Source organism: Chryseobacterium sediminis, from assembly GCF_008386505.1.
Lineage (GTDB): Bacteria > Bacteroidota > Bacteroidia > Flavobacteriales > Weeksellaceae > Chryseobacterium > Chryseobacterium sediminis.
In genome coordinates, this window is record NZ_VUNZ01000001.1 from 789,176 (window position 1) to 811,265 (window position 22,090).

Here is a 22,090-nt window from a genome sequence, read left to right on the forward strand (position 1 = left end):
AACAAAACACTTTTCTCAGAAATATGAATAATAGTTTAGTATTCATATGCAGTTGATTGGGCTTAATATTTAAGCCCAATTTTTTTATTATATAGGTTCAGTTCATGGTTTATTTATGTACTTTTATTCTGTAATTACAATTCCAATGCATTATAAAAACGAAAGGATTATCATCCGTGAATTTACACCCGAAGAATTTTTATTGTTTTCCACTCTTTTTGAAAATAAGAATGTTACCCGCTATTTGCCTTACAAAACTCCTGAAGAGTATAAGGAAATGTTTGATAAAGCAGTGGCAGATTATGAAGCAGGACCATTCAGCAGATGGGGAATATTTGACATTCATAATAACGATTTTGTGGGAATGTGTCTGGCAAGAATTTTCCTTGATAACCCTGAACAGCTGGAAATAGGGTATACTTTGGGCGAAAATTATTGGGGAAAAGGACTGGGAACTGAGGTTTGTAAAGCCCTTGTTGATTATTGTTCATCCTTAAATCATCAGAAAGATATTGTTGCGGTAACCGATCTTGATAATATTGGATCTCAAAAAGTTCTTCTGAACAACAACTTTAAAAGAATTGAAAATCTGGAACGGAAGGATGGTGAACTGGCTTACTTTATATTACAGAAATAGTAAACATATCCTGATATTGAAAACCGGAGGACGAGCAATTCCCCTTCTCTGGAGGGGTGGCGAAAATTCAAAGAATTTTTGACGGGGTGGTTTGCCAAACTATTTCACCATAAAAAATTTGAACTTTATGGTTTATTTAGCAATTAATAAAAAAAGACTTTTAAGCTTAAATGATCTTCTCAACGGCATATCTGTAACTTAAAATCAATGTAAGTATTTTTAATCTTTTGTGACTTTTGTGGTTAAGATATAATCAAAGTCTTCCACAGAAAACATTTCATTTATCAGATAATTTATCATAACTTGCAGAAATTATGATGTCAAAACGTTGCAAATATGCGCTTAAAGCAATGGTCAGATTAGCAAGGAATTATAACCAGGGCTTTCTGTCAACCTCCATTATTGCACAAGATGAGAACATCCCCAAAAAATTTCTGGAACAAATTCTCCTTGAACTTAAAAGAGCCAAACTTGTCAACAGTAAGCAAGGTAAAGTAGGAGGGTATTATTTGTTAAAATCACCCGATGAAGTTTCATTAGCAGATATTTACCGAATTTTTGATGGTCCAATTGCTCTGACTCCGTGTGTGTCTTTAAATTTTTATGAAGCATGTGATGATTGTGTAGACGAAGCAGTCTGTTATTTGAGAAAAGAACTTATGATCGTTCGTGAAAAGACGAGAAAGAGTATGATGGAGGCCACTCTGACTAAGTTTATCCACAAAGATTAAATTTTTTTTCATTTAAATTCTACTATTTTGATAGGAGTTATAGAATTTTATATATATTTGCAAGACTTAAATCTCAATTCAAAATGGAAAACAGTCTGAAAACTGAATACGAAAATCTTGTAAGAGAGGCTTCTGAAGCTTCTTTTCAAACTAATGGGCTGCAACTGCTGACTGAAAAATTTCCGGATAAAGTCATCTTTTCAACCAGTTTCAGCTATGAAGATCAGGTTATCACTCATCTGATAAAAGATTTAAATATTGAAATATTTACCCTGGATACCGGAAGACTTTTTGAACAAACCTACGAAACCTGGACTTCAACGAAAGCTTTCTTCAAAAAGAATATTAAAGCATACTATCCGGATACAGAAGAACTCAGAGAATTTGTCACAGAAAACGGTCCAGATTCATTTTACCAATCAGTAGAAAAAAGGAAAGCATGCTGTACCATCCGTAAGGTACATCCTTTGAAAAAAGCACTGGAAGGTTACGAAGTATGGATCACAGGGCTCAGATCTGAACATTCTGCCAACAGACAGAATATACCCCAGCTGGAGTGGGATCCGGATAATAAAATCATAAAATATCATCCTATTCTTCACTGGACTTCTGAGCAAGTGACAGACTATGTGAAAGACCATCATTTACCATACAATCACCTTCACAAAAAAGGATTTGTAAGCATAGGATGCGAACCCTGTACCAGAGCAATCAAAGAAGGAGAAGATTTCAGAGCCGGCCGATGGTGGTGGGAAGATGCTAACAAAAAAGAGTGCGGTCTGCATATTCATCAATAAAAAAAGAAAAACATGTCAATACAGCAATTAAATTATTTAGATCAGCTAGAAGCCGAATCTATATACATATTAAGAGAAGTAGCAGGTCAGTTTGAACGTCCGGCCTTATTATTCAGTGGAGGGAAAGACAGTATTGTACTGGCTCATCTGGCAAGAAAAGCATTCTTCCATGGGAAAATCCCATTTACATTTGTGCATGTAGACACTGGTCATAACTTTCCGGAAGTATTGGATTTCCGTGATCAATTGGTAAAACAGTTAGATGTTAACCTTATAGTCCGAAAAGTTGAAGACACCATAAAAAGTAAAAGATTAACTGAGGCTAAAGGTAAATTCCCAAGCAGAAACTGGCTGCAAACCTATACGCTTCTTGATACCATTGAAGAATTTGAATTTGATGCCTGTATCGGAGGAGCCCGCAGAGATGAAGAGAAAGCACGCGCCAAGGAAAGAATATTTTCAGTACGTGATGAATTCGGACAATGGGATCCCAAACTTCAGCGTCCGGAGCTGTGGAATATTTTTAACGGAAAAATCCACAAAGGAGAAAACGTGAGGGTTTTCCCTATCAGCAACTGGACAGAACTTGACATCTGGAATTATATCCGAAGAGAAAAAATAGCACTGCCTTCTATCTATTTCTCGCATGAAAGGGAAGTGATAGATTTTAATGGCCAATGGCTTGCCAATTCTTCACATGTTTTTCTTGAACCTGAAGACATTATCACTACCAAAAAAATACGTTACCGTACTGTAGGAGACATGACCTGTACCGCAGCTGTAGAATCTAACGCTGTTACAATAGATGCCGTAATCGAAGAAATTGTAGCCACCAGAATTTCAGAACGTGGAGAAACCAGAATTGACGACAGAGTGACAGAAGCGGCAATGGAAGACAGAAAAAAAGGAGGCTATTTTTAATCACTGATAAAAGATAATTGATCAATGATTACATAAAGTATTTCATCAATTATCATTCATAATTTATCATTTATCATTTATCATTTATAATTACAATCGGATGGATATATTAAGATTTATAACAGCAGGAAGCGTAGATGACGGCAAAAGTACCCTTATCGGCAGACTGCTTTACGATAGCAAAAGTATTTTGCAGGACCAGTTGGAAGTCCTTGAAAAACATTCAAAAAACAAAAATGAAGACGGGGTAGACCTTGCTCTTCTAACAGACGGATTGCGTGCAGAAAGAGAACAGGGCATCACCATTGATGTTGCTTACCGTTATTTTTCAACCGCAAAAAGAAAATTTATTATAGCAGATGCGCCCGGCCATGTACAATATACCCGTAACATGATTACAGGAGCCTCTAATTCTGATCTCATGGTTATCCTTATTGATGCAAGAAAAGGAGTGATTGAACAAACCAGAAGACATTCCATCATCGCATCTTTATTACAACTGAAGAAAGTTGCTGTAGCCATTAACAAAATGGATATGGTAGATTATTCGGAAGAAGTTTTTGAGAATATAAAAGCAGAATATGCAAAAATTGCAGATAATCTGGGATTACATGATGTAAGTTACTTTCCAATCTCTGCATTAAAAGGAGATAATATTGTTTCAAAATCTTACAGAACAGCTTGGTACGAAGGAAACTCCCTTCTGGAATATCTTGAAGAAGTAACCCTGAATGAAGAAAAAAATAACGGAAGCCGTTTTCAGGTTCAGTATGTGATTCGTCCTCAGACAGAGGAACTGCACGATTACAGAGGATATGCCGGACAAATATTAAGTGGAAAATTCACAAAAGGAGATAAAATCCAAATTCTTCCGGCAAATCTTACGACTGAAATCACTAAGATTGAGATCAATGGGATTGAAAAAGATGAAGCATTTGAAGGACAGCCTGCTGTGATTCACCTGGCTCATGATGTAGACATCAGCAGAGGAGATATTTTTGCTACCGAAGAACAGATTCCTGCCGTTGAAAAAGACCTTGAAATTCTGTTATGCTGGCTTGATCAGAAACCGTTACAACCAGGGAATAAATATCTTCTTCAACAGAACAGCAGGCTCGTGAAAGCAGTTGTTAAAGAGGTAGATTACAAAATCAATGTCAATACCCTTGTCAGAGAACAGGCAGAGGGAGAAATTAAACTGAATGAAATTGTAAAAGTTACCCTGCGAACAGCACAACCTCTTGTCTTTGACAGCTTTACCCATAATAAAACAACGGGTTCTGCCATTTTGGTGGATGAAACGTCCAATTCAACGGTAGCAGCCTGTATAATTCAATAGAAAACATGGCAATTTCCGAACACTTAATTGAAAGAATTCATCAGACCAAAAAAAATAGCATTCATGGATTCTTTGATAAAATAAAGACAAAAAGATGGGTTAAGGATCTGTATGAAACACTTTTCCTTCCTCAGAATGACAATACTGAAGATCAGCTTGCAAGAAATTTTGAAGCACTGAGGGAAACTCTTTCTGAGCAGATCAATACCGTAACAGGAGATCAGGACGGTACTGAAACACAGGTTAATCAGTTTTTTGAAACACTACCTGACCTTTATGATCAGCTGGTACTGGATGCAAAATCTATTGTGGAATTTGATCCCGCCGCCGATTCTCTGGAAGAAGTATATCTGGCATATCCCGGCTTTTTTGCCACGTATGTCTATCGTATTTCACACCAGCTTTGGAGTCAGAAAGTGAAAATTTTACCGCGTGTCATTTCAGAGTATGCCCACAGTAAAACCGGAATTGATATTCACCCGGGAGCCACCATCGGAAAGTCTTTTTTCATTGATCACGGAACAGGAATTGTGATTGGAGAGACAACGATCATCGGAAATAACGTTAAAATCTATCAGGGAGTAACCCTCGGAGCGTTGAATGTTTCCAAAGAAAAAGCCCATCAGAAAAGACATCCCAATATTGAAGATGATGTCATAATCTATTCGGGAGCAACGATTCTGGGAGGTGAAACCACAATAGGCAGAGAAAGCATTATCGGAGGAAATGTCTGGATAACACAGGATGTTCCCGCCAATTCTCTGGTCTACCACAAAAGCGAAATAAAAATAAAGGATAATACTTCTTTACCGGAATCATTAACCTTTGTGATTTAAAAAAACAAAAAAAGTAAATTGATATGAGATTTCAGAACACATTAGAAACGATTGGAAATACTCCCGTCGTAAAAATCAATACATTATTCAATACAGATCATGAGATCTGGATTAAACTTGAAAAAAGCAACCCTGGTGGAAGCATTAAAGACAGAATTGCACTAGCAATGATTGAAGATGCAGAAGCAAAAGGATTATTAAATAAAGATAGCACCATTATAGAACCTACCAGCGGAAATACAGGAATAGGTCTGGCTTTGGTAGCTGCCGTAAAAGGTTACAAACTGATTCTTGTAATGCCTGACAGCATGAGTATCGAACGCCGTAAAATTATGGAAGCTTATGGTGCCGAATTTGTGCTTACTCCAAGAGAAAAAGGGATGAAAGGTGCCATTGAAAAAGCTAATGAACTGGCTCAGGACACCCCTAATTCATGGATTCCAAAACAGTTTGATAATCCTGCCAACGTAAAAGTACATGTGGAAACCACTGCTCAAGAAATTTTAAAAGACTTCCCGGACGGACTGGATTACATCATCACAGGAGTAGGAACCGGAGGACACATCACCGGAATTGCAAAAGCAGTAAAGGAAAAATATCCAAACGTAAAGGTATTTGCCGTAGAACCGGAATTATCACCTGTTTTAAGCGGAGGAAGTCCGGCACCACATCCATTACAGGGACTGGGAGCAGGATTTGTTCCTTCTATTCTGGATATTACTCTTCTTGACGGAGTCATCACAGTAGGAAAGGAAGAAGCTTATGAATATGCTCTTAATGCTGCTAAAAAAGAAGGTCTTTTTGTCGGAGTTTCCACAGGAGCCGCTTTAGCAGCCATCGCAAAACAGTTACCTGAAATACAACCTAACGCTAAAATCCTGACGATCAATTACGATACCGGAGAAAGGTATCTGTCTGTAGAAGGACTCTTCTAAATCCTTAACTAACACCTACTTCAATGAAAACAAATATAAAATCACCAAAGGTTTACCTTATCGGTGCAGGGCCTGGCAATCCTGAACTCATCACTGTAAAAGCTGTAAAAGCGATCGAAAAAGCAGACGTTATCCTATGCGACCGCCTTGTAAGTCCAGAAATTCTGGAAACATACGTTAATGAAAATACAGAAATCATCTATGTAGGCAAAGAATGCAGCAAAAATGCTTCCACCCCTCAGTCTCATATAAATACATTGATGGTGGAATATGCCCGCCAGAATAAAACCATTGTAAGACTGAAAGGAGGAGATGTTTCCATATTCTCCAATATTCTGGATGAGCTACAGGCTTTAAAGCAAAATCATATTCCTTACGAAATTATTCCGGGGATTACAGCGGCTTTGGGAGCGGCAGCATTTGCAGGTATGCCTTTAACCGCAAGAGGATATTCTACCTCAGTGCGTTTTCTGACGTATTATAAATCAGAGATCGTAAGTGAAGAATATTGGAAAGAGCTTGCTTTAACCAATGATACCCTTGTTTTCTATATGTCCAAAGGAAATCTTACCCCTCTTGTGGAAAAACTGAAACAGCTTGAGATTTCAGGTGATAAAAAAATTGCAGTCATTGAACAGGCGACAACGCCTTTCCAAAAGGTGTACATCTCATCATTTGATGATTTTAATGAAAAATTCGGAGATAAAAACTTTGCCTCACCTTCATTGGTTGTTGTTGGTAAAATTGTCAACCTTCACGAAGAATTTTCATGGCTGGAAAATGCCGAACAGGAAGGTCTTTACTTTAAATCAGTAGAAAACGGAAGTCTAATCCCTACACCTCAAAATTTCTTTGAATATGCTGTCTGAAACTAAATTAAATGTATTAAAACAAATATCCGGAGATCTATCCAGAGATGAAGCCATATGGGCAAGCGGATATCTGGCCGGTATTGCCGGAGGATCATCATTGACTGCCGTACTGCCGCCTCAAGAAACGAATAGTATTACGCAGAATGTTGTAAAGAAAATAACGCTGGCCTACGGAACAGAAACCGGAAACAGTAAAAAACTCGCTACAGCTTTGGCAGGTATAGTCAAGAAAAAAGGACTTCAAGTAAAACTGGCAGACCTTTCTCAATACAAACCAAAAGATTTGGCTAAAGAAGAATTCTTTTTCGTCGTAATCAGTACTCAGGGAGAAGGGGAACCACCTGCTCTTGCCAAAAAATTCTACGATTATATTCATGAAAATGAAATCAATCTTAGCGGACTTAAATTCGGAGTGCTGGCTTTAGGAGACACCAGCTATCCACAATTCTGTAAAACAGGAGAAGAGGTAGATGCCCGTTTTGAAATATTGGGAGCCCAACGCATTATTCCATTAAAGAAATGTGATATTGATTATGAGCAGGAAGCTTCTCATTGGATTGAACATGTATTTGAAACCGTCAGTAAAAATAATGATCAGAGTACAAAAAACATTTCCACTCCAAAGGTTTCTACCGGAAGAAAGAAATTTCAGGGAAAAGTATCAGCAATCATCAATCTGAACGATATTACTTCTGAAAAAGAAACCTATCATATTGAAATTGAAACAGAAGAAGCACTCACTTATCAACCCGGTGCGGCTTTAGGCGTTATCCCTTTCAATTCAAAATCTGTAGTGGATGAAATTATTACTCTGACAGGAATTGATCCGCAAAAACAGATAGAAACAACAAAAGTTACAGACACAGCTGAAGAACTGTTACACAAACATCTTAACATCAGCTATCTGCTTAAATCTGTTGTTGCTCAATATGCAAAAATAACAGCACATTCCATCCCGGAAGTTAGATTAAGTCTTCTTGATCTGCTTAGGATTTACCCGGTAAAAAATGCTGATGAATTTGAAGAAATCATTCAGATATTAACCGCTCAGGCTCCTCGTCTGTATTCAATTTCTTCCTCTGTAGAAGCTCATGGTGATACCGAAATTCATATTACCGTTGCCAGATCAGAATTCTTCATTGACCATCAGAAACATAATGGATTGTGCAGTGGTTTTCTAAGTGAATTTAAAGAAGGAGAAGATGTTGAATTTTACATTCAGGATGCAGGACACTTTAAACTGCCGGAAGCTGATAAAGATATTATTATGATCGGGCCGGGAACAGGTATAGCCCCTTTCAGATCATTCCTTTGGGAGCGTGATGCCACTGGGGCAGAAGGAAGAAACTGGCTGTTTTTCGGGGACAGAAATTTTGTATCTGATTTCCTTTATCAGGCAGAGCTTCAGGATTTTATTAAAACAGGAAGCCTCACTCATTTAGATCTTGCTTTTTCAAGAGATACAGCTGAAAAAATATATGTTCAGCATAGATTGGAACAAAAAGCTCAGGAAGTATTTTACTGGCTTGAAGGAGGAGCTTCTGTATATGTATGCGGAGCTAAAGAACCGATGGCTCGTGACGTAGAACAGACACTTCTCACCATCATTCAGAATGAAGGAAAAAGAAGCAAAGAAGATGCAGCCCTTTATCTGGAAGAAATGGAGCTAAGCGGCAGATATGCCAAAGATGTTTATTAAATGAGATAAAGAAATACTCGTAAAAAATTAAAGGAAACAATTATGAACAATGATAAAGAAAACCTTTCACCGGTAGAAAGGATTAAAACCAGCAGTAACGGGCTTAGGGGATCTTTAAAAGAAAGTCTCGCTGATCCTATTACTGGAGCCATCAGGGAAGATGATCAGACGCTGATCAAATTTCACGGAATGTACCAGCAGGACGACAGAGACCGAAGGGAAGAACGTGTCTCCAAAAAACTGGAATGGCTGTATTCCTACATGATCAGATTAAGACTTCCTGGTGGTTTTTTAACTCCGGAACAATGGGTAGGGTTAAATGAAACAGCAGAAGATCATTCTACGGGAACCATTAAAGTAACAACAAGACAGACGATTCAGCTGCATGGCATTTTAAAATCTCATTTAAGACCTACCATTCAGAGTTTCAATCTACAGCATCTGGATTCCATTGCAGCCTGTGGAGATGTCAACAGAAATGTAACCTGTACAGCCAATCCCTCGGAATCACCATTACAGCAGGAAGCTTACGAATTAGCTGGTAAAATCAGCGAAATGTGTCTTCCAAAAACAAAATCCTATTATGATATCTGGATTGATGATGAACTTCTGGTAGACCGAAAAGCAGAAGAAGATCCTTTGTATCAGGACAGATATCTTCCCAGAAAACTGAAAATAGGAATTGCCGTTCCGCCCAATAATGATGTGGATGTATTCATCAATGATATTGCCTTAATCGCTATTATCGAAAACAATCAAATTGTTGGTTATAATATTGCTGCAGGAGGAGGACTGGGAGCCACTCACGGAAACGAAGCAACATACGCACGTCTTGCCTCTATCCTTGGATTTGTGGACACTGAAGAAAAAGTATTAAAAGCCGTCTATGAAATCATCACGGTTCAAAGAGACTTTGGAAACAGAAGCGATCGAAAATTATCAAGATTAAAATACACAATTGATAAACTTGGTATCGATCAGTACAGAAAAGAAGTAGAAAAAAGAACGGGATTCAGCTTTGAACCTGCAAGAGAATTTAAGTTTGAACAGAGAAAAGACCGTTACGGATGGATTCAAAATCATGAAGGAAAATGGTTTTATACCGTATTTGTAGAACACGGAAGAATTCTTAATACAGCAGAATATCCTTTAAAATCAGGATTGCTAAAAATTGCACAGACGGGTAAAGCCAATTTCCGTTTTACCTGTAACCAGAATCTGATTCTTGCTGATATTGATGAAAAAGATAAAGCTCAAATTGAAGATATTTTAAAAGAACACGGAATTTCAGAGTATACCAACGGAGCAAGTGCCTTACGTAAAAATTCCGTTGCCTGCGTAGCTTTAAACACCTGTTCTCTGGCTTTAGCGGAAGCTCAGCGCTATCTTCCTTCTCTGGTCACCAAAATAGAACCTATCCTGGAAAAATATGGTCTTTTGGAAGAAGATATTACCATCCGTATGACCGGCTGTCCTAACGGCTGCGGAAGATCTCCTAATGCTGAAATTGGATTTGTAGGGACAGCCTATGGAAAATATAACCTTCACATCGGAGGAGACCGCTTAGGAATGCGATTGAATACAAAATTTAAAGAAAATATTGGTGAAGAAGAGATTCTTACCACTTTGGATGAGCTTTTCGGAATGTATGTACAGCAAAGGCTTACAGAAGAAACATTTGGTGATTTTTCATACCGTTACTTACACACCTTAAATTAATTATATGGCTAATTTTCATTATGATCTGAAAAAAAACAAAAACAATCAACCTCTTCATTTAGGGAGACGAATGTGTATGTGTTGCTGATTCTCAAACAACAATCCATATAAAGCTGTTTCAACTTTTTGAACTTCTATGAAAAGTTAATACTACATCCTGTCATTGCGAACCAAAGGTAAAGCAATCTCAGCAGTTATATTAACGGCTTAAACCACCCCGTCAAAAATTCTTTGACTTTTCGACACCCCTCCAAAAGAGGGGAATTCTAAGCCCTTCAATTGTAATACGAAACAATATTGAAGATTTTCATCATTAAAGATAAAAAGTTCAGACAGCTTCATTCTCAACCTAAAAAATGAAGAAAAAATGAAAAACAAAAAGCAGGGGAAAATTCTACCTAAAGCAGGCATTATTGCATTTACATTTCTATTTTTTAACCTGTCAAAAGCACAGCAGCAGCTTATAGAGCTTAGCGGAAGCATCAAAAATACAGGTACACATAAAGCTCTCGACTCTGTAAAAGTACAGATCGAAAACACACAGGATACCGCACTGACGGATCAATTGGGTAACTTTAAAATAAGAACGAGAGTTACCATTCCATTTAGAGTGGTTATTCAGAAAGATGGGTTCACCAGCCAAACTGTTGAGATTCTTTCTCCTTCCAACAAAATAACAATAGGTCTTAATCCACAGAATACGATTATTGATGATGTGGTGATTTCAGCCTCCAGAGTTCCGGAAAAAATATTAAGATCACCCATTGCCATTGAAAAAATTGATATTAAAACCATCAGGGAAAGTCCGGCAGCTTCGTTTTATGAAACATTGGAAAATGTAAAAGGGCTGCAGCTTTTAACATCAAGTCTCACCTTAAAAATCCCTAATTCAAGAGGTTTTAACTCACCAAATAATTTCCGTTTCATGCAGTTGGTAGACGGGGTAGATGTACAGTCGGCAACATTGGGTGTTCCATTGGGAAATGCAATAGGTCCTACAGAACTGGATATCCAGTCGATGGAAGTCACTCCGGGAGCTGCTTCAGCTTTATACGGAATGAATGCCATTAACGGACTGGCGAGTTTACAGACCAAAGATCCGTTTACCTCTGAAGGAATAAGCGTTTATTTCCGTGGCGGAGTTAATCATGTAGACAATGTAAATCACAAAATAAGTTCACTTGGAGAAAGTGCTATCCGCTTTGCAAAAGTGATTAATAAAAACTTTGCCGTAAAAGTAAATGCCTCTTATTTCAGTGGAACCGACTGGATTTCAAATAATTTAACAGATCAGAATCCCGGATCTATGGTTACAGCCAATCCTAATTTTGCGCTGGCTAATAATCCGGCCGAAGATCTCTGGAATAAATACGGTGATGAAAGAAACAACCGTGTTGCGGTAAAAGTGGATTACAATGGAAAACCTACCACATTCAACGTTTCCAGAACAGGATATCTTGAAAAAGATCTGGTGAGTCCTGATGTGAAGAATATTAAGTTTGATGCAGGATTATACTATCGTTTTGGGGATCAGTGGAGAACATCTTATGTGTATCGTTATGGTTTACTGGACGGAACTTTCCAAAGAGGAAATAAAATCCGGTTGCAGAATGCCACCGTTCAGAACCATAAAGTAGAACTGACAGGAAGGGAATTAACATTCAGAGCTTATGTATCCATAGAAAACACAGGAGATTCTTATAACCTGAAGCCTTTGGCAGATAATCTGGATTTAACGAATCTTTCCAATACCAACTGGAAGAATATATTTCAAACGGCTCTTCAGAATAATCTGAATGCAGGAACCAATCTTAATGATGCTTTCATCTTAGCCCGACAGGAAGCTGATAAAAACAGGGCTGTACCAGGAACTGCAGCTTTTGAACAATTAAAAAATACCATTATCGGCATCAATAACTGGGATTCAGCGAATGCAGGAATTGCAGGCGCTCCGGCAACGGGAGGGGCAAAACTTGAACAGAAATCCAGATTTTATCAAGGTGAACTTACCTATGATTTCAGCAGGTTTGTAAAAATATTCAACCTTCTGGCCGGTGTAGATTACCGTTTGTACAGCATTACTCCGGATGGAAATAATTTTGTTGATTTTAACCGTCCCGTAAGTGAAAGAAATATTCCTTTAGCTAATGGTACATTTGGGAAGGATGTTATTTATCAGAAATATGGAGCTTTTGCACAGATTACCAAACTTTTCTTTGATGATAAATTAAAAATCAATGCCGCTTTACGTATTGACAGAAATCCTGAATTTGAAGCCAAATTAAATCCGAGAATTAGTGTGGTTTATTCTCCGGTTAAAGAGCATAATTTCAGAGCTTCATTCCAGAACGGATATCGTTTTCCATCCTTATTTGAAGCCCTTTCGTTCGTCAATAACGGGAACGTAAGAAGAGTGGGAGGTCTTTCAAAAGTAAATGATGGATTGGGTTATCTTGAAAATTCCTATACACTGGCTTCCATTGATAAATTTACCTCAGCAGTGAATGCAGATGTGGATGCAGGAAAAACTCAAAGCCAGGCCGCTCAGGATAATAAACAGCTTTTAACGGTAGCCAATCTGCAAAAACTGCAACCGGAAAAAATCAATTCATTTGAAGTAGGGTATAAGTCTACTTTTTTCAATAATAAACTGGTGCTGGACTGGGATTTCTATTATAATATCTATGAAGGTTTCCTGGGACAGGTAGAAGTGGCAGTACCTAAAAACAGTCAGGTAGGAAGCAATACAGCCGTTCTTGCAATGCTTGACCGAAGCAAACAGGACCGATACAGAGTATATACCAATAGCAACAGTACTTACAAAAGCTATGGAACGTCTTTAGGTATTCGGTATAATATTACAGGAAATTATAATGTTAACACCAATGTTTCATATAATGATCTTGCGTCCAATAATACTTCGGATCTGTTTATCACTGCATTTAACACTCCAAAATGGATGGTGAATGTAAGTGTAGGAAACAGAGAAATTGTTAAAAACATCGGATTTACTCTTGTAGCAAGGTGGCAGAGCGGCTTTACATGGGAAAGTCCTTTAGCATCGGGAGCAATTCCTGCTTATTATACGATTGATGCACAGGCAACATGGAAACTTCCTGAAATCCGGGCGAATATTAAAATTGGGGCGACCAATTTGCTGAACAGACGTTATTTTCAGTATGCAGCAGGTCCTGAAATCGGAGGACTGTATTATCTCGCTTTTACTTATGACTTAAAACTGTAATCAGGATGAGCAATTCTTTATATCCCATATTTTTAAAACTTGAAAACCTATCACTGCTGATCATAGGCGGCGGCAAGGTTGCTCTTGAAAAGCTGGAGTCCATACTAGGAAACTCTCCGGAGACTTCCATCAAATTGGTAGCGAAAGAAATTATTCCTGAAGTCAAAGCTTTAGAACATCAGTATTCTAATCTCACACTGCATGAAAGGTCTTATGATGATCATGATTTTAATGATGCTGATATTGCCGTTATTGCCGTAAATAATATTGAATTGGCAAGCGAAATCAGAGAAAAGGCCCAACGAAAAAATGTATTGGTGAACATTGCAGATAAACCGGATCTCTGTGATTTTTATTTAGGTTCCATTGTCAAAAAAGGAAACCTTAAAATTGCCATTTCAACCAACGGAAAATCTCCGACTATTGCCAAAAGATTAAGAGAAACCTTTTCGGAAGCAATTCCTGACGAAATGGATCATGTTCTGGACAATATGCATCATATCCGTAATAAACTGACAGGAGATTTCAATTATAAAGTGAAAGAACTCAACAAAATTACCACAGAATATCTGTCTGACGGAAAAGTTTCTTCAAAACCGGATATGGAAATTGAAAAACTGATCAATATTACCAAAACAGCCCAGAGAAAAGCCAATATTTATCTGGCAATTATAGGCGTTTTGCTTCTTTTCGGATTATTTGGTCTTGTAGTATATCAGTTTAATCTTTCCGGTGATATTCAGTATTTTCTGAACAAAGACGGTCATATTTTCTATTGGATGCTGTTTGCCGGTTTTATGGCAGAAATTGTGGCCGGATCTATGGGAATGGGCTATGGAGTGATATGTACCACCATCCTTTTATTACTGAATGTTCCACCTCCGGTTGTAAGCGCCAGTATTCACTCTGCAGAATCATTTACCACAGCAGCCGGAAGTTTCAGTCATTATAAACTGGGAAATGTCAATAAAAAAATGGTTTGGGTATTGTTTCCGCTGGCTATTGTAGGTTCTGTTATAGGAGCATTAACGCTTTCTCATTATGGGGAACATTATGCTCATATTGTAAAGCCTATTATTGCCTGCTACACCCTTTATCTTGGGATTAACATCTTAAAAAATGCATTCAAAGATAAAAGAACAGGGCAAAGCAAAACCAAACGGAGAACCAATCTCAGAATATTAGGATTGGCCGGAGGTTTCATTGATTCTTTTGCTGGAGGAGGATGGGGGCCGTTAGTAACCGGAACGCTGATCAAAGAAGGAAGAATTCCCCGTTATGTCGTAGGAAGCTCCACTGTTGCCAAGTTTTTACTGACGGTAACCAGTGCGATCACATTCATATTTACCATAGGAATCCATCACTGGAATATTGTTTTGGGACTTTTATTGGGTGGTGTTTTTACGGCTCCGTTTTCGGCGATGCTTACGGCAAAGCTTCCAACGAAGAAAATGTTTGTGGTGGTAGGATTTGTAGTTATTGTGATGAGCCTTATTACAATAACAAAATCAGTTTTATCATAGAAAAACAAACATACAATTGAAAGGGAAAGTATATTTTTTTAACGCAAAGGATTTAAATTATTAATTACAAATTTAAGAAGACAAAGACAGGAATCAATGCATTGATTCTTTCTAAGCGAACGCATGGCCGCGTAGCTTAATCAGCGACTTTGTCGCACCTTTGCTCACTTTAATAAAAAGGTATGAATCTTTAAACTTTGCGTTTTTACCAGGCCTCATTATAAATATTTTTTAACGCAAAGATTTTAATGTTTTACTTTATTTTGAGGTATCAAAGGGGGAAAAATTAATCATTACTCATTTTTAGTAAAAATCTGAAACCATTAAAACTTTGCGTTTTTTTAACAAAAAAACAGCTCCCAAAAAGAGAGCTGTTTATAATTATTAACTATTTCCAGTCTTTGTTTTTCTGAAAGTATCAAGCCCAAATCCTGTACACCCCTGAAACAGGAACAGAAGTAAAAACAGAAGATACAGAGTTTGTGGCAAATAAAGAAAATAACTCAACCATGTAAATGGATCCACTTCGTAAACTCCGGTTTCAGGTTTCACCGGAACAAGTTCCTTAGGGATTGAATTGAGATCATGCGTGAATAATGCTACCAGTATAATAATAATTAAAAATACAGAGCTTATTCTCGTCCAAAACCCCAGTATTAAAAATAAACCAAATACGCATTCACAGAAAGCTGTAAAATTGGCTGTAAACTGAGGAAAAGGAAATCCAATGGAACTAATGGTGTTCAACATATATCCTTGAAAAATAGGATGGAATAGTTTGTTAAAACCCGCTATAAAAAAGAATAGCCCAATAAGTATTCTGCATATTACATATATATTGACGGTATTCTTTTCCAGGTTTGATAGTATTGTTTTCATTATTTTTTTAATTCATTTATTGATTAAATCAACATGACAACACCATGAACAGGGATTGATCATGTGATTATGGATTAGATAACAGGTTTTCTTATATAAATTTCAGATCGTATAGTTAACGGTAACTGAAATTTATACTGTTATTTTCGGAGGAATCCAGATAGAATTAAAAAATGAAGAATAGGGAGGATCATCATATAAAAAGTAGCGACTGCTTACTTCCGGATCCATAAATTTCTCAAATCCAAAGGAATGAAAAGATGCGGTAAAAAAGAGTGAAGAATTAGAACAATAGTTAGTATTGCATTTTATCGGAGTCTTGTTATTTTCTTCAAGAAAAGTCTTATTACACTTTTTCTGAGGACTTTCTTCGGAATTGGAATTACTTGTGATTTCTATGGTAGAAAAAGCAGTGCGTTCTGTTTTTGGGATCAGAAAATGGAGTAGTATTAAAAATATACTAATTATTTGTATACCCTGTAATATTCCATTTTTTTCTGTCATAAATCCCGCACTATTCAGACAAATATAATAAAATATTTATAGCTTCCTTTTAAATGATTATCATTTTTCAAGTTCCCGAACAACCGTTTTAGCCATTTCTTTGGAGCTGAACGGATTTTGTCCCGTGATCAGATTACCGTCAATTACCACATTGGAAGTCATTGGGATAAAGGCTTTTCTGTAATATACACCTCGTTCTTTAAGTGCTGCTTCGAGATTAAAAGGAACTTCGTTTTTTCTTCTGGCCAATGTTTCTTCAAACCAGTCAAATCCTGTAACAGATTTTCCTTTAATCATATATTCTCCGTCAGATAATCTTACATTCAGCAATCCTCCGACTCCATGACAAATCGCGGCAACTATTTTATGACTTTCATACTGTTTCCTAAGAATAGCCTGTAATGTAGCGTTATCCGGAAAATCATACATGGTAGCATGCCCGCCTGTGAGGTAAACACAATCGAAAGAAGTATTTTCTATTTCACTCAGACTTTTTGTATGAGCCAAAATATCCATAAATGCAGGATTTTCATAATACTTTTTTGAAATATCATCAAGCACAAATGGTTTCAGACTTTCCGGATCAATAGGAGTATGCCTGCCCTTTGGAGAAGCAATGGTAATCTGCCATCCTTTTTCTTTTGCTGCATGATACATATGGGTAAGCTCACTCAGCCACAATCCTGTCTTTAGCTGGCTGTTGGCATATTGGTCTACATTGGTTACAATTAACAAAATATTTTTCATCATAACAGTTTTAATTAAAAGATTTTCTGAATTCTAAAGGAGAAACAGCCGTCTGATTTTTAAACAAACGATGAAAAGACTGTGGATGCTCAAATCCCAGGCTATAAGCAATCTCAGATACGGACATTGTAGTGGTAGACAACAGCTCTTTTGCCTTTTCAATCACTCTGTTCTGAATATGCTGCTGTGTGGTCTGCCCTGTGTGAACCCTTAGCATATCGCTTAAATAATTGGGGCTGATATTCATTTGCTTTGCCACAAATTGTACAGTAGGAATTCCATTGAGCAACAGGTTTTCATTTTTAAAATAATCATCCAGTAAGTTTTCAAGCTGGGTCAAAAGATCATGATTCACTTTTTTCCGGGTTAAAAACTGGCGGTTATAGAATCTGTCACAATATTTTAACAGTAAATCAATATTGGATACCAATAAATCCTGGGTAAAACCATCCATATTGGCTTCGATCTCTCTGCTGATATTATCCATGATATCCGTTACAGATTTTTCTTCTTTTTCGGAAAGATACAGAGCTTCATTGGCCGTATAAGAGAAGTAGCCATAATCTTTTATGACAGAAGCTAATGGATATCCCTGCAGAAAATCGGGATGTATAACCAGCACGTTTCCTCTCACTTCAGAAAGCAGAATATCTTCAAACTGCAATACCTGATGGGGAGCAATAAAATACATGATTCCATCCTCAAAGTCATAATAATGCTGTCCATATTTACATCTTCCTGCACAATCCTTTTTAATGGAAACCACATAAAAATCTGTAGTCACGGCACTCAGAATAGTTTCCGGATCAATACTCACTTCGTTAAAATCAAACACACTGATCAAAGGGTTGGAAGGTCTTTTCAACTTCAGATAGTTGTGCAATGCTGTTATAGACGTTACTTTTTCAGGAGCTTTCATTTTATTTCTTTTTTCACCACCCCGTCAAAAATTCTTTGAATTTTCGCCACCCTCCAAAGAAGGAAAATGTTTTGCCCTTTGGTTGTGGTATTGGTTGTTCTAAGTTACTTATTTTAAAGAATTATTTTGAGCTTTGCTGTTCTTTTTTGATCTCTTCAATTCCCTGTCTGTAGGTAGTTACCTGAAATTCCGGGAATCTTTTCCTGAATTTTGAATCGTCAAAGAGGTTATCATATTGATATCTTGGAAGCAGTTCCTGCAGTTCTTTTGCATTTTTGTTGAAAAATGATCCTATAGTAAAAGCCAGATTCGGGATAATGGAATATTTGAATTCTTTTCCATAGATCTGAGAGATTAGTGCGATGAACTCCTTATAGTTTAACTTATTATCATCTACCGGCAAATGCCAGGTTTGTCCATAGGCATCAGGAGTATTTCCGATTAAAGCTGTAGCGCGGCTTGCATCAGGTGTCCAGATCAGACTTCGCAGTTTATCATCTCTTAAAGGTACTTTCAGTTTTTTATCTTCTTTAATGGCATTAAAAATAAGACTATTGGTAATACTTTGAGTTTTCCCCGGACCATAAAATTCAGGAGCCCTGCAGATTACAGCGTCTATTGTTTGGGCTTTTATTTCTTTCAGAAGCATCTCTGCCATTACTTTTCTTACCCTTCCTTTTCTGCCTACAGGAGCAAATTGGGTTTGTTCTGTTAATATTTCGTTATTCTGAGGATACATATAAGTATTGTCAAAAAATACCAGTTTTGTGCCACTGATTTTACAAGCTTCAATAACATTTTTCAATATTACGGAGAATTGTCTTTCCCAAAGACCGGTATCCATGGGAAGTCCCAGAGTAAAGTAAGCAATTTCACTTCCTTTTACGGCTTCTATTGCCTTTTCTCTGTCTGATAAGTCTGCTGAGAAAACAGTATCTGTATCATTTACTTTTTTAGCATTTCTGCTGACAATACGGATATCTGAAGTATAATTTCTTTTCAGTTCTCTTGCCAGCTCTTCGCCAATCTGCCCATTGGCTCCTAATATCGTTTGCATCATTTTTTATTTTGAGGGTTAGATATCACACTGAAAATAAACAGAATATTCAGTTGCTCTTATTTCTGATACAAAATTCGGGCATAATGATAAAAACAGAGTAACTGAATCCATGAAAATTGTAACATAATCTCTGAGATCATAAAAAAAGCTGAGAAAGTAAAGATCACAACACCTGAATAATTGTCTTTTTATTCTTCATTGTTTCCTTTCTTTCCCAGCCTTAAACTGCTAGCTTTTTTAGTTTTTTCCTATCCAGAGCCAGAGCATTGTCATCAATTCTGCTGATCAGAATGTAGAATAATCCTGCATAAATCATCTGAATACCCATGGCTTCCCAGTTTTCGACAGTACTGCTTCCAAAAAGCAGTAGAACAATCAGAGAAGCTCCGGCTATTGTAGCTATCCGTGTTTTAAAACCAATCATCAACAATAACCCGATGAGAAATTCAAAAAAGGGGAGTGTAATCCCGAAGAGATGTACCATTGACTGTGGAAGCCAGCTCGTTTCAAAGCCTTTCATCATTCCTGATGCGAAGTCCTGTAATTTTACCAAACGGACTAATCCGTGTCCTAAAAGGTTTATTCCCATCGAGACGCGAAGGAAAAAATAGGCTGTTTTTGTGTGCATATAGTAGTATTTTTTTGGGGTTAGGAGAGGGAAGCTGGAGAAAGGAAGTTATTAAGGTCTGCAAAACAAATTACAGGTTAATTTAAACAGATAAAAAAGATGGTAAAATGAATCATACCAGATATAACTTCCAGCTTCCTTACTTGTTAAACTTTTCTTCGTTATTATCAATAGGAGTGTCAGGATCATTCATTACCATTTTGGCTATATCATCTTTTCTCATAAAGACTACTCCTTGTTTTTCTTTGGTATATTTTATAAATCCTTCCATTGCATGTACCATTGCAGGAGTTCCGCCAATTCTGTCGTGAAAGCTGATACTCATCATTCTTCTTTTTGATGCTCCTTCTTCATAAAGACGATCAAATTCAAATTTTAACTGATTCAAAAACTGATCAGGACTCCAATGTTTTCCTTCAATATTAACAATATCATTATTACGCAATGTATAAGGGATTACCACAAAGTTTTTACCTTTTACTTTAGTAATGAAAGGTTCATCGTGGCTTAAATCATCTATATGATACAGAAAACCAAGATCTTGTAGCACTTTAAGCGTATTTGGGCTTCTTCTCAGCCAGTTACAGTTATATCCAACTGCTTTCTGGCCTGTAATTTTTTCAACAACATCTACGCCCTGTTTCACAAAATTTAACTCATCAGCATAATTTTTATTCCACTGATTATCCCAGGTAAAACCATGGGCTGCAATTTCATGACCTCCGTTGGCAATAGCTTTTGCTACTTCCGGATACTTTTCTGCTGCCGTTCCCACCACATGGGAGGTTACTTTAATGTCATATTTTTTCCATAGATCCAGCATTCTGTAAATCCCTTCATTTCCGCCGTAACGATACCAGCTTTCCGCCGGAAGATCTGGCTGGCCTTTAGGAAGTGAAGTTCCACTGAAAGGACTTTCAGCACCTTCAGGCTGCCCACCTGTTTCAAACTGCATGGAAACGGAAATCACCAGCTGTGCCCCATTAGGCCAGTATTTTTTTGTTAAAGTCTTTATTTCAGATTGATCTTTTTTTACTCTTTTATCATGATCAGAAAAAGACATCAGAACGATGGTAGAAGCAAGCAACAGTACAGATTGTTTTATATATTTCATTTTGAATGTATTTAACAGGACAAAATTGATCAATAATGGATCACAATATATTGTAAAAATTAATGGTAAATTTGTAAAAATCCATTCTTTTAATGAAACGAATCGTTAACTTCAATTCTTTTAATGTTTTCAGCATTGAAAAAGAAATATGGGACGTTGAATATCACAATCATAATTTTTATGAACTGATTATCATAGAACATGGAAAAGGATTTCATCATCTCAACAATATTACTTTCCCCTACAAAAGAGGAGATGTTTTTCTCCTGCGGCCCAGTGATGGCCATGAGTTTTCCATTACCAATAAAACACGTTTTATTTATATAAAATTTACAGAACATTACATTTGGGAAAATCTGCTGTCTGATAAAAAAAATGAACTGAAAAAAGTTGTCCAACTTCTGATGGAAGACCATTCCTTTGTATACGAATCGGTGATCAAATGTAAAACAGATAGGGAACATCTGTTGCAGCTTGCCCGAATTCTTCTGTACGAGTTCAGCCACAAAAACACTTATAATAAAGAGATAAGTTCAGATCTTTTCTCTGCCATTATTACTATTCTCATCCAGAATACCATGAGTAATATCACAGCTAAAAACTGGATTACTCAAAACCTGAGCAGAATTGAAAGGATATTGTATTATATGAATATTAATGCTTTGGATGCAGACAAAATGAAAATTGAAAATCTGGCCAGAGAGTTTATGCTTTCTCCTAATTACATCAGCATTTATATTAAAAAGCAGACAGGATTTTCTATACAGCAGCATGTTATGCAGCATAAAATGAAAATTGCAGAAAAACTTTTGCTTCAAAGCCATTACAACATCAGTGAGATTGCAGATAAACTGGGTTTCAATGATGCCAGCCACTTCAATAAAATATTCAAAGGATATAAAGAAATATCGCCTTCTGAGTTTAAAAAGAAATCAATGGTGAAGTAATTAAGATAAATTACATGTCAGTCCCTTATAGTTCTCTTT

The 22,090-nt window shown here is 37.0% G+C and carries 19 protein-coding genes; 13 read left to right on the top strand and 6 right to left on the bottom strand.

The genetic code is table 11. The features are described 5' to 3' along the window. The first annotated feature begins 145 nt into the window (after positions 1–145). The 12 genes from FW780_RS03680 to FW780_RS03735 all read left to right on the top strand — a co-directional run bounded on the left by FW780_RS03680 (position 146) and on the right by FW780_RS03735 (position 15,253). Positions 146–637, top strand: a complete 492-nt coding sequence (locus FW780_RS03680) for a GNAT family N-acetyltransferase (protein WP_149832257.1) — start codon at positions 146–148, stop codon at positions 635–637. Positions 638–951: 314 nt separating this feature from the next. Then, positions 952–1,368 (top strand): RrF2 family transcriptional regulator, encoded by a 417-nt coding sequence (locus FW780_RS03685; RefSeq protein WP_149832258.1) that lies wholly within the window; start codon positions 952–954, stop codon positions 1,366–1,368. An 83-nt stretch (positions 1,369–1,451) separates the two neighbouring features. Continuing rightward, positions 1,452–2,165, top strand: a complete 714-nt coding sequence (locus tag FW780_RS03690; RefSeq protein ID WP_149832259.1) for a phosphoadenylyl-sulfate reductase — start codon at positions 1,452–1,454, stop codon at positions 2,163–2,165. A 12-nt stretch (positions 2,166–2,177) separates the two neighbouring features. Beyond that, positions 2,178–3,086, top strand: a complete 909-nt coding sequence (gene cysD, locus FW780_RS03695; RefSeq protein WP_149832260.1) for a sulfate adenylyltransferase subunit CysD — start codon at positions 2,178–2,180, stop codon at positions 3,084–3,086. 100 nt (positions 3,087–3,186) lie between these two features. Next, positions 3,187–4,425, top strand: a complete 1,239-nt coding sequence (locus FW780_RS03700) for a sulfate adenylyltransferase subunit 1 (RefSeq protein WP_149832261.1) — start codon at positions 3,187–3,189, stop codon at positions 4,423–4,425. Between the two features lie 5 nt (positions 4,426–4,430). Continuing rightward, positions 4,431–5,261 (top strand): serine O-acetyltransferase EpsC, encoded by an 831-nt coding sequence (gene epsC / locus FW780_RS03705; protein ID WP_149832262.1) that lies wholly within the window; start codon positions 4,431–4,433, stop codon positions 5,259–5,261. Between the two features lie 23 nt (positions 5,262–5,284). Beyond that, positions 5,285–6,196, top strand: a complete 912-nt coding sequence (cysK, locus tag FW780_RS03710) for a cysteine synthase A (RefSeq protein ID WP_149832263.1) — start codon at positions 5,285–5,287, stop codon at positions 6,194–6,196. Positions 6,197–6,219: 23 nt separating this feature from the next. Continuing rightward, positions 6,220–7,065 carry a uroporphyrinogen-III C-methyltransferase gene (gene cobA, locus FW780_RS03715; protein WP_149832264.1) on the top strand — a complete coding sequence of 282 codons (846 nt, stop codon included), beginning with the start codon at positions 6,220–6,222 and terminating at the stop codon, positions 7,063–7,065. After that, the gene (locus FW780_RS03720; RefSeq protein ID WP_149832265.1) at positions 7,055–8,767 is read left to right on the top strand and encodes a diflavin oxidoreductase; all 1,713 of its coding nucleotides are present in this window, start codon (positions 7,055–7,057) and stop codon (positions 8,765–8,767) included. The genes cobA and FW780_RS03720 overlap by 11 nt, the downstream gene beginning before the upstream one ends. 42 nt (positions 8,768–8,809) lie before the next feature. Continuing rightward, complete coding sequence (gene cysI / locus FW780_RS03725) at positions 8,810–10,486, top strand: assimilatory sulfite reductase (NADPH) hemoprotein subunit (protein ID WP_149832266.1); 1,677 nt, start codon at positions 8,810–8,812, stop codon at positions 10,484–10,486. Between the two features lie 367 nt (positions 10,487–10,853). Further along, the gene (locus tag FW780_RS03730; protein WP_149832267.1) at positions 10,854–13,730 is read left to right on the top strand and encodes a TonB-dependent receptor; all 2,877 of its coding nucleotides are present in this window, start codon (positions 10,854–10,856) and stop codon (positions 13,728–13,730) included. Positions 13,731–13,735: 5 nt separating this feature from the next. Next, entirely contained in the window at positions 13,736–15,253 is a 1,518-nt protein-coding gene (locus FW780_RS03735) for a TSUP family transporter (RefSeq protein ID WP_149832268.1), read from the top strand. 384 nt (positions 15,254–15,637) lie between these two features. On the opposite strand, the gene FW780_RS03740 is transcribed toward FW780_RS03735, so the two are convergent. From FW780_RS03740 to FW780_RS03765, 6 genes are all read right to left on the bottom strand, one after another. Continuing rightward, positions 15,638–16,132: a DoxX family protein gene (locus FW780_RS03740; RefSeq protein ID WP_149832269.1), complete on the bottom strand. Its 495-nt coding sequence runs from the start codon at positions 16,130–16,132 to the stop codon at positions 15,638–15,640. 564 nt (positions 16,133–16,696) lie between these two features. Then, positions 16,697–17,386, bottom strand: a complete 690-nt coding sequence (locus tag FW780_RS03745) for a type 1 glutamine amidotransferase domain-containing protein (RefSeq protein ID WP_241676835.1) — start codon at positions 17,384–17,386, stop codon at positions 16,697–16,699. A gap of 7 nt (positions 17,387–17,393) precedes the next feature. Continuing rightward, positions 17,394–18,302, bottom strand: coding sequence for a helix-turn-helix domain-containing protein (locus tag FW780_RS03750; protein WP_149832270.1), 909 nt, complete (start codon positions 18,300–18,302; stop codon positions 17,394–17,396). Positions 18,303–18,423: 121 nt separating this feature from the next. Further along, positions 18,424–19,359: an NAD-dependent epimerase/dehydratase family protein gene (locus tag FW780_RS03755; protein ID WP_149833799.1), complete on the bottom strand. Its 936-nt coding sequence runs from the start codon at positions 19,357–19,359 to the stop codon at positions 18,424–18,426. Positions 19,360–19,582: 223 nt separating this feature from the next. Next, positions 19,583–19,990: a DoxX family protein gene (locus FW780_RS03760; RefSeq protein ID WP_149832271.1), complete on the bottom strand. Its 408-nt coding sequence runs from the start codon at positions 19,988–19,990 to the stop codon at positions 19,583–19,585. 139 nt (positions 19,991–20,129) lie between these two features. Then, positions 20,130–21,104, bottom strand: a complete 975-nt coding sequence (locus tag FW780_RS03765; RefSeq protein WP_149832272.1) for a polysaccharide deacetylase family protein — start codon at positions 21,102–21,104, stop codon at positions 20,130–20,132. Positions 21,105–21,196: 92 nt separating this feature from the next. On the opposite strand from FW780_RS03765, the gene FW780_RS03770 reads away from it, so the two are divergent. Beyond that, a complete protein-coding gene (locus tag FW780_RS03770) occupies positions 21,197–22,051 on the top strand; it encodes an AraC family transcriptional regulator (RefSeq protein WP_149832273.1) in 855 nt (284 codons plus the stop codon). The last annotated feature ends 39 nt before the right edge of the window (positions 22,052–22,090 follow it).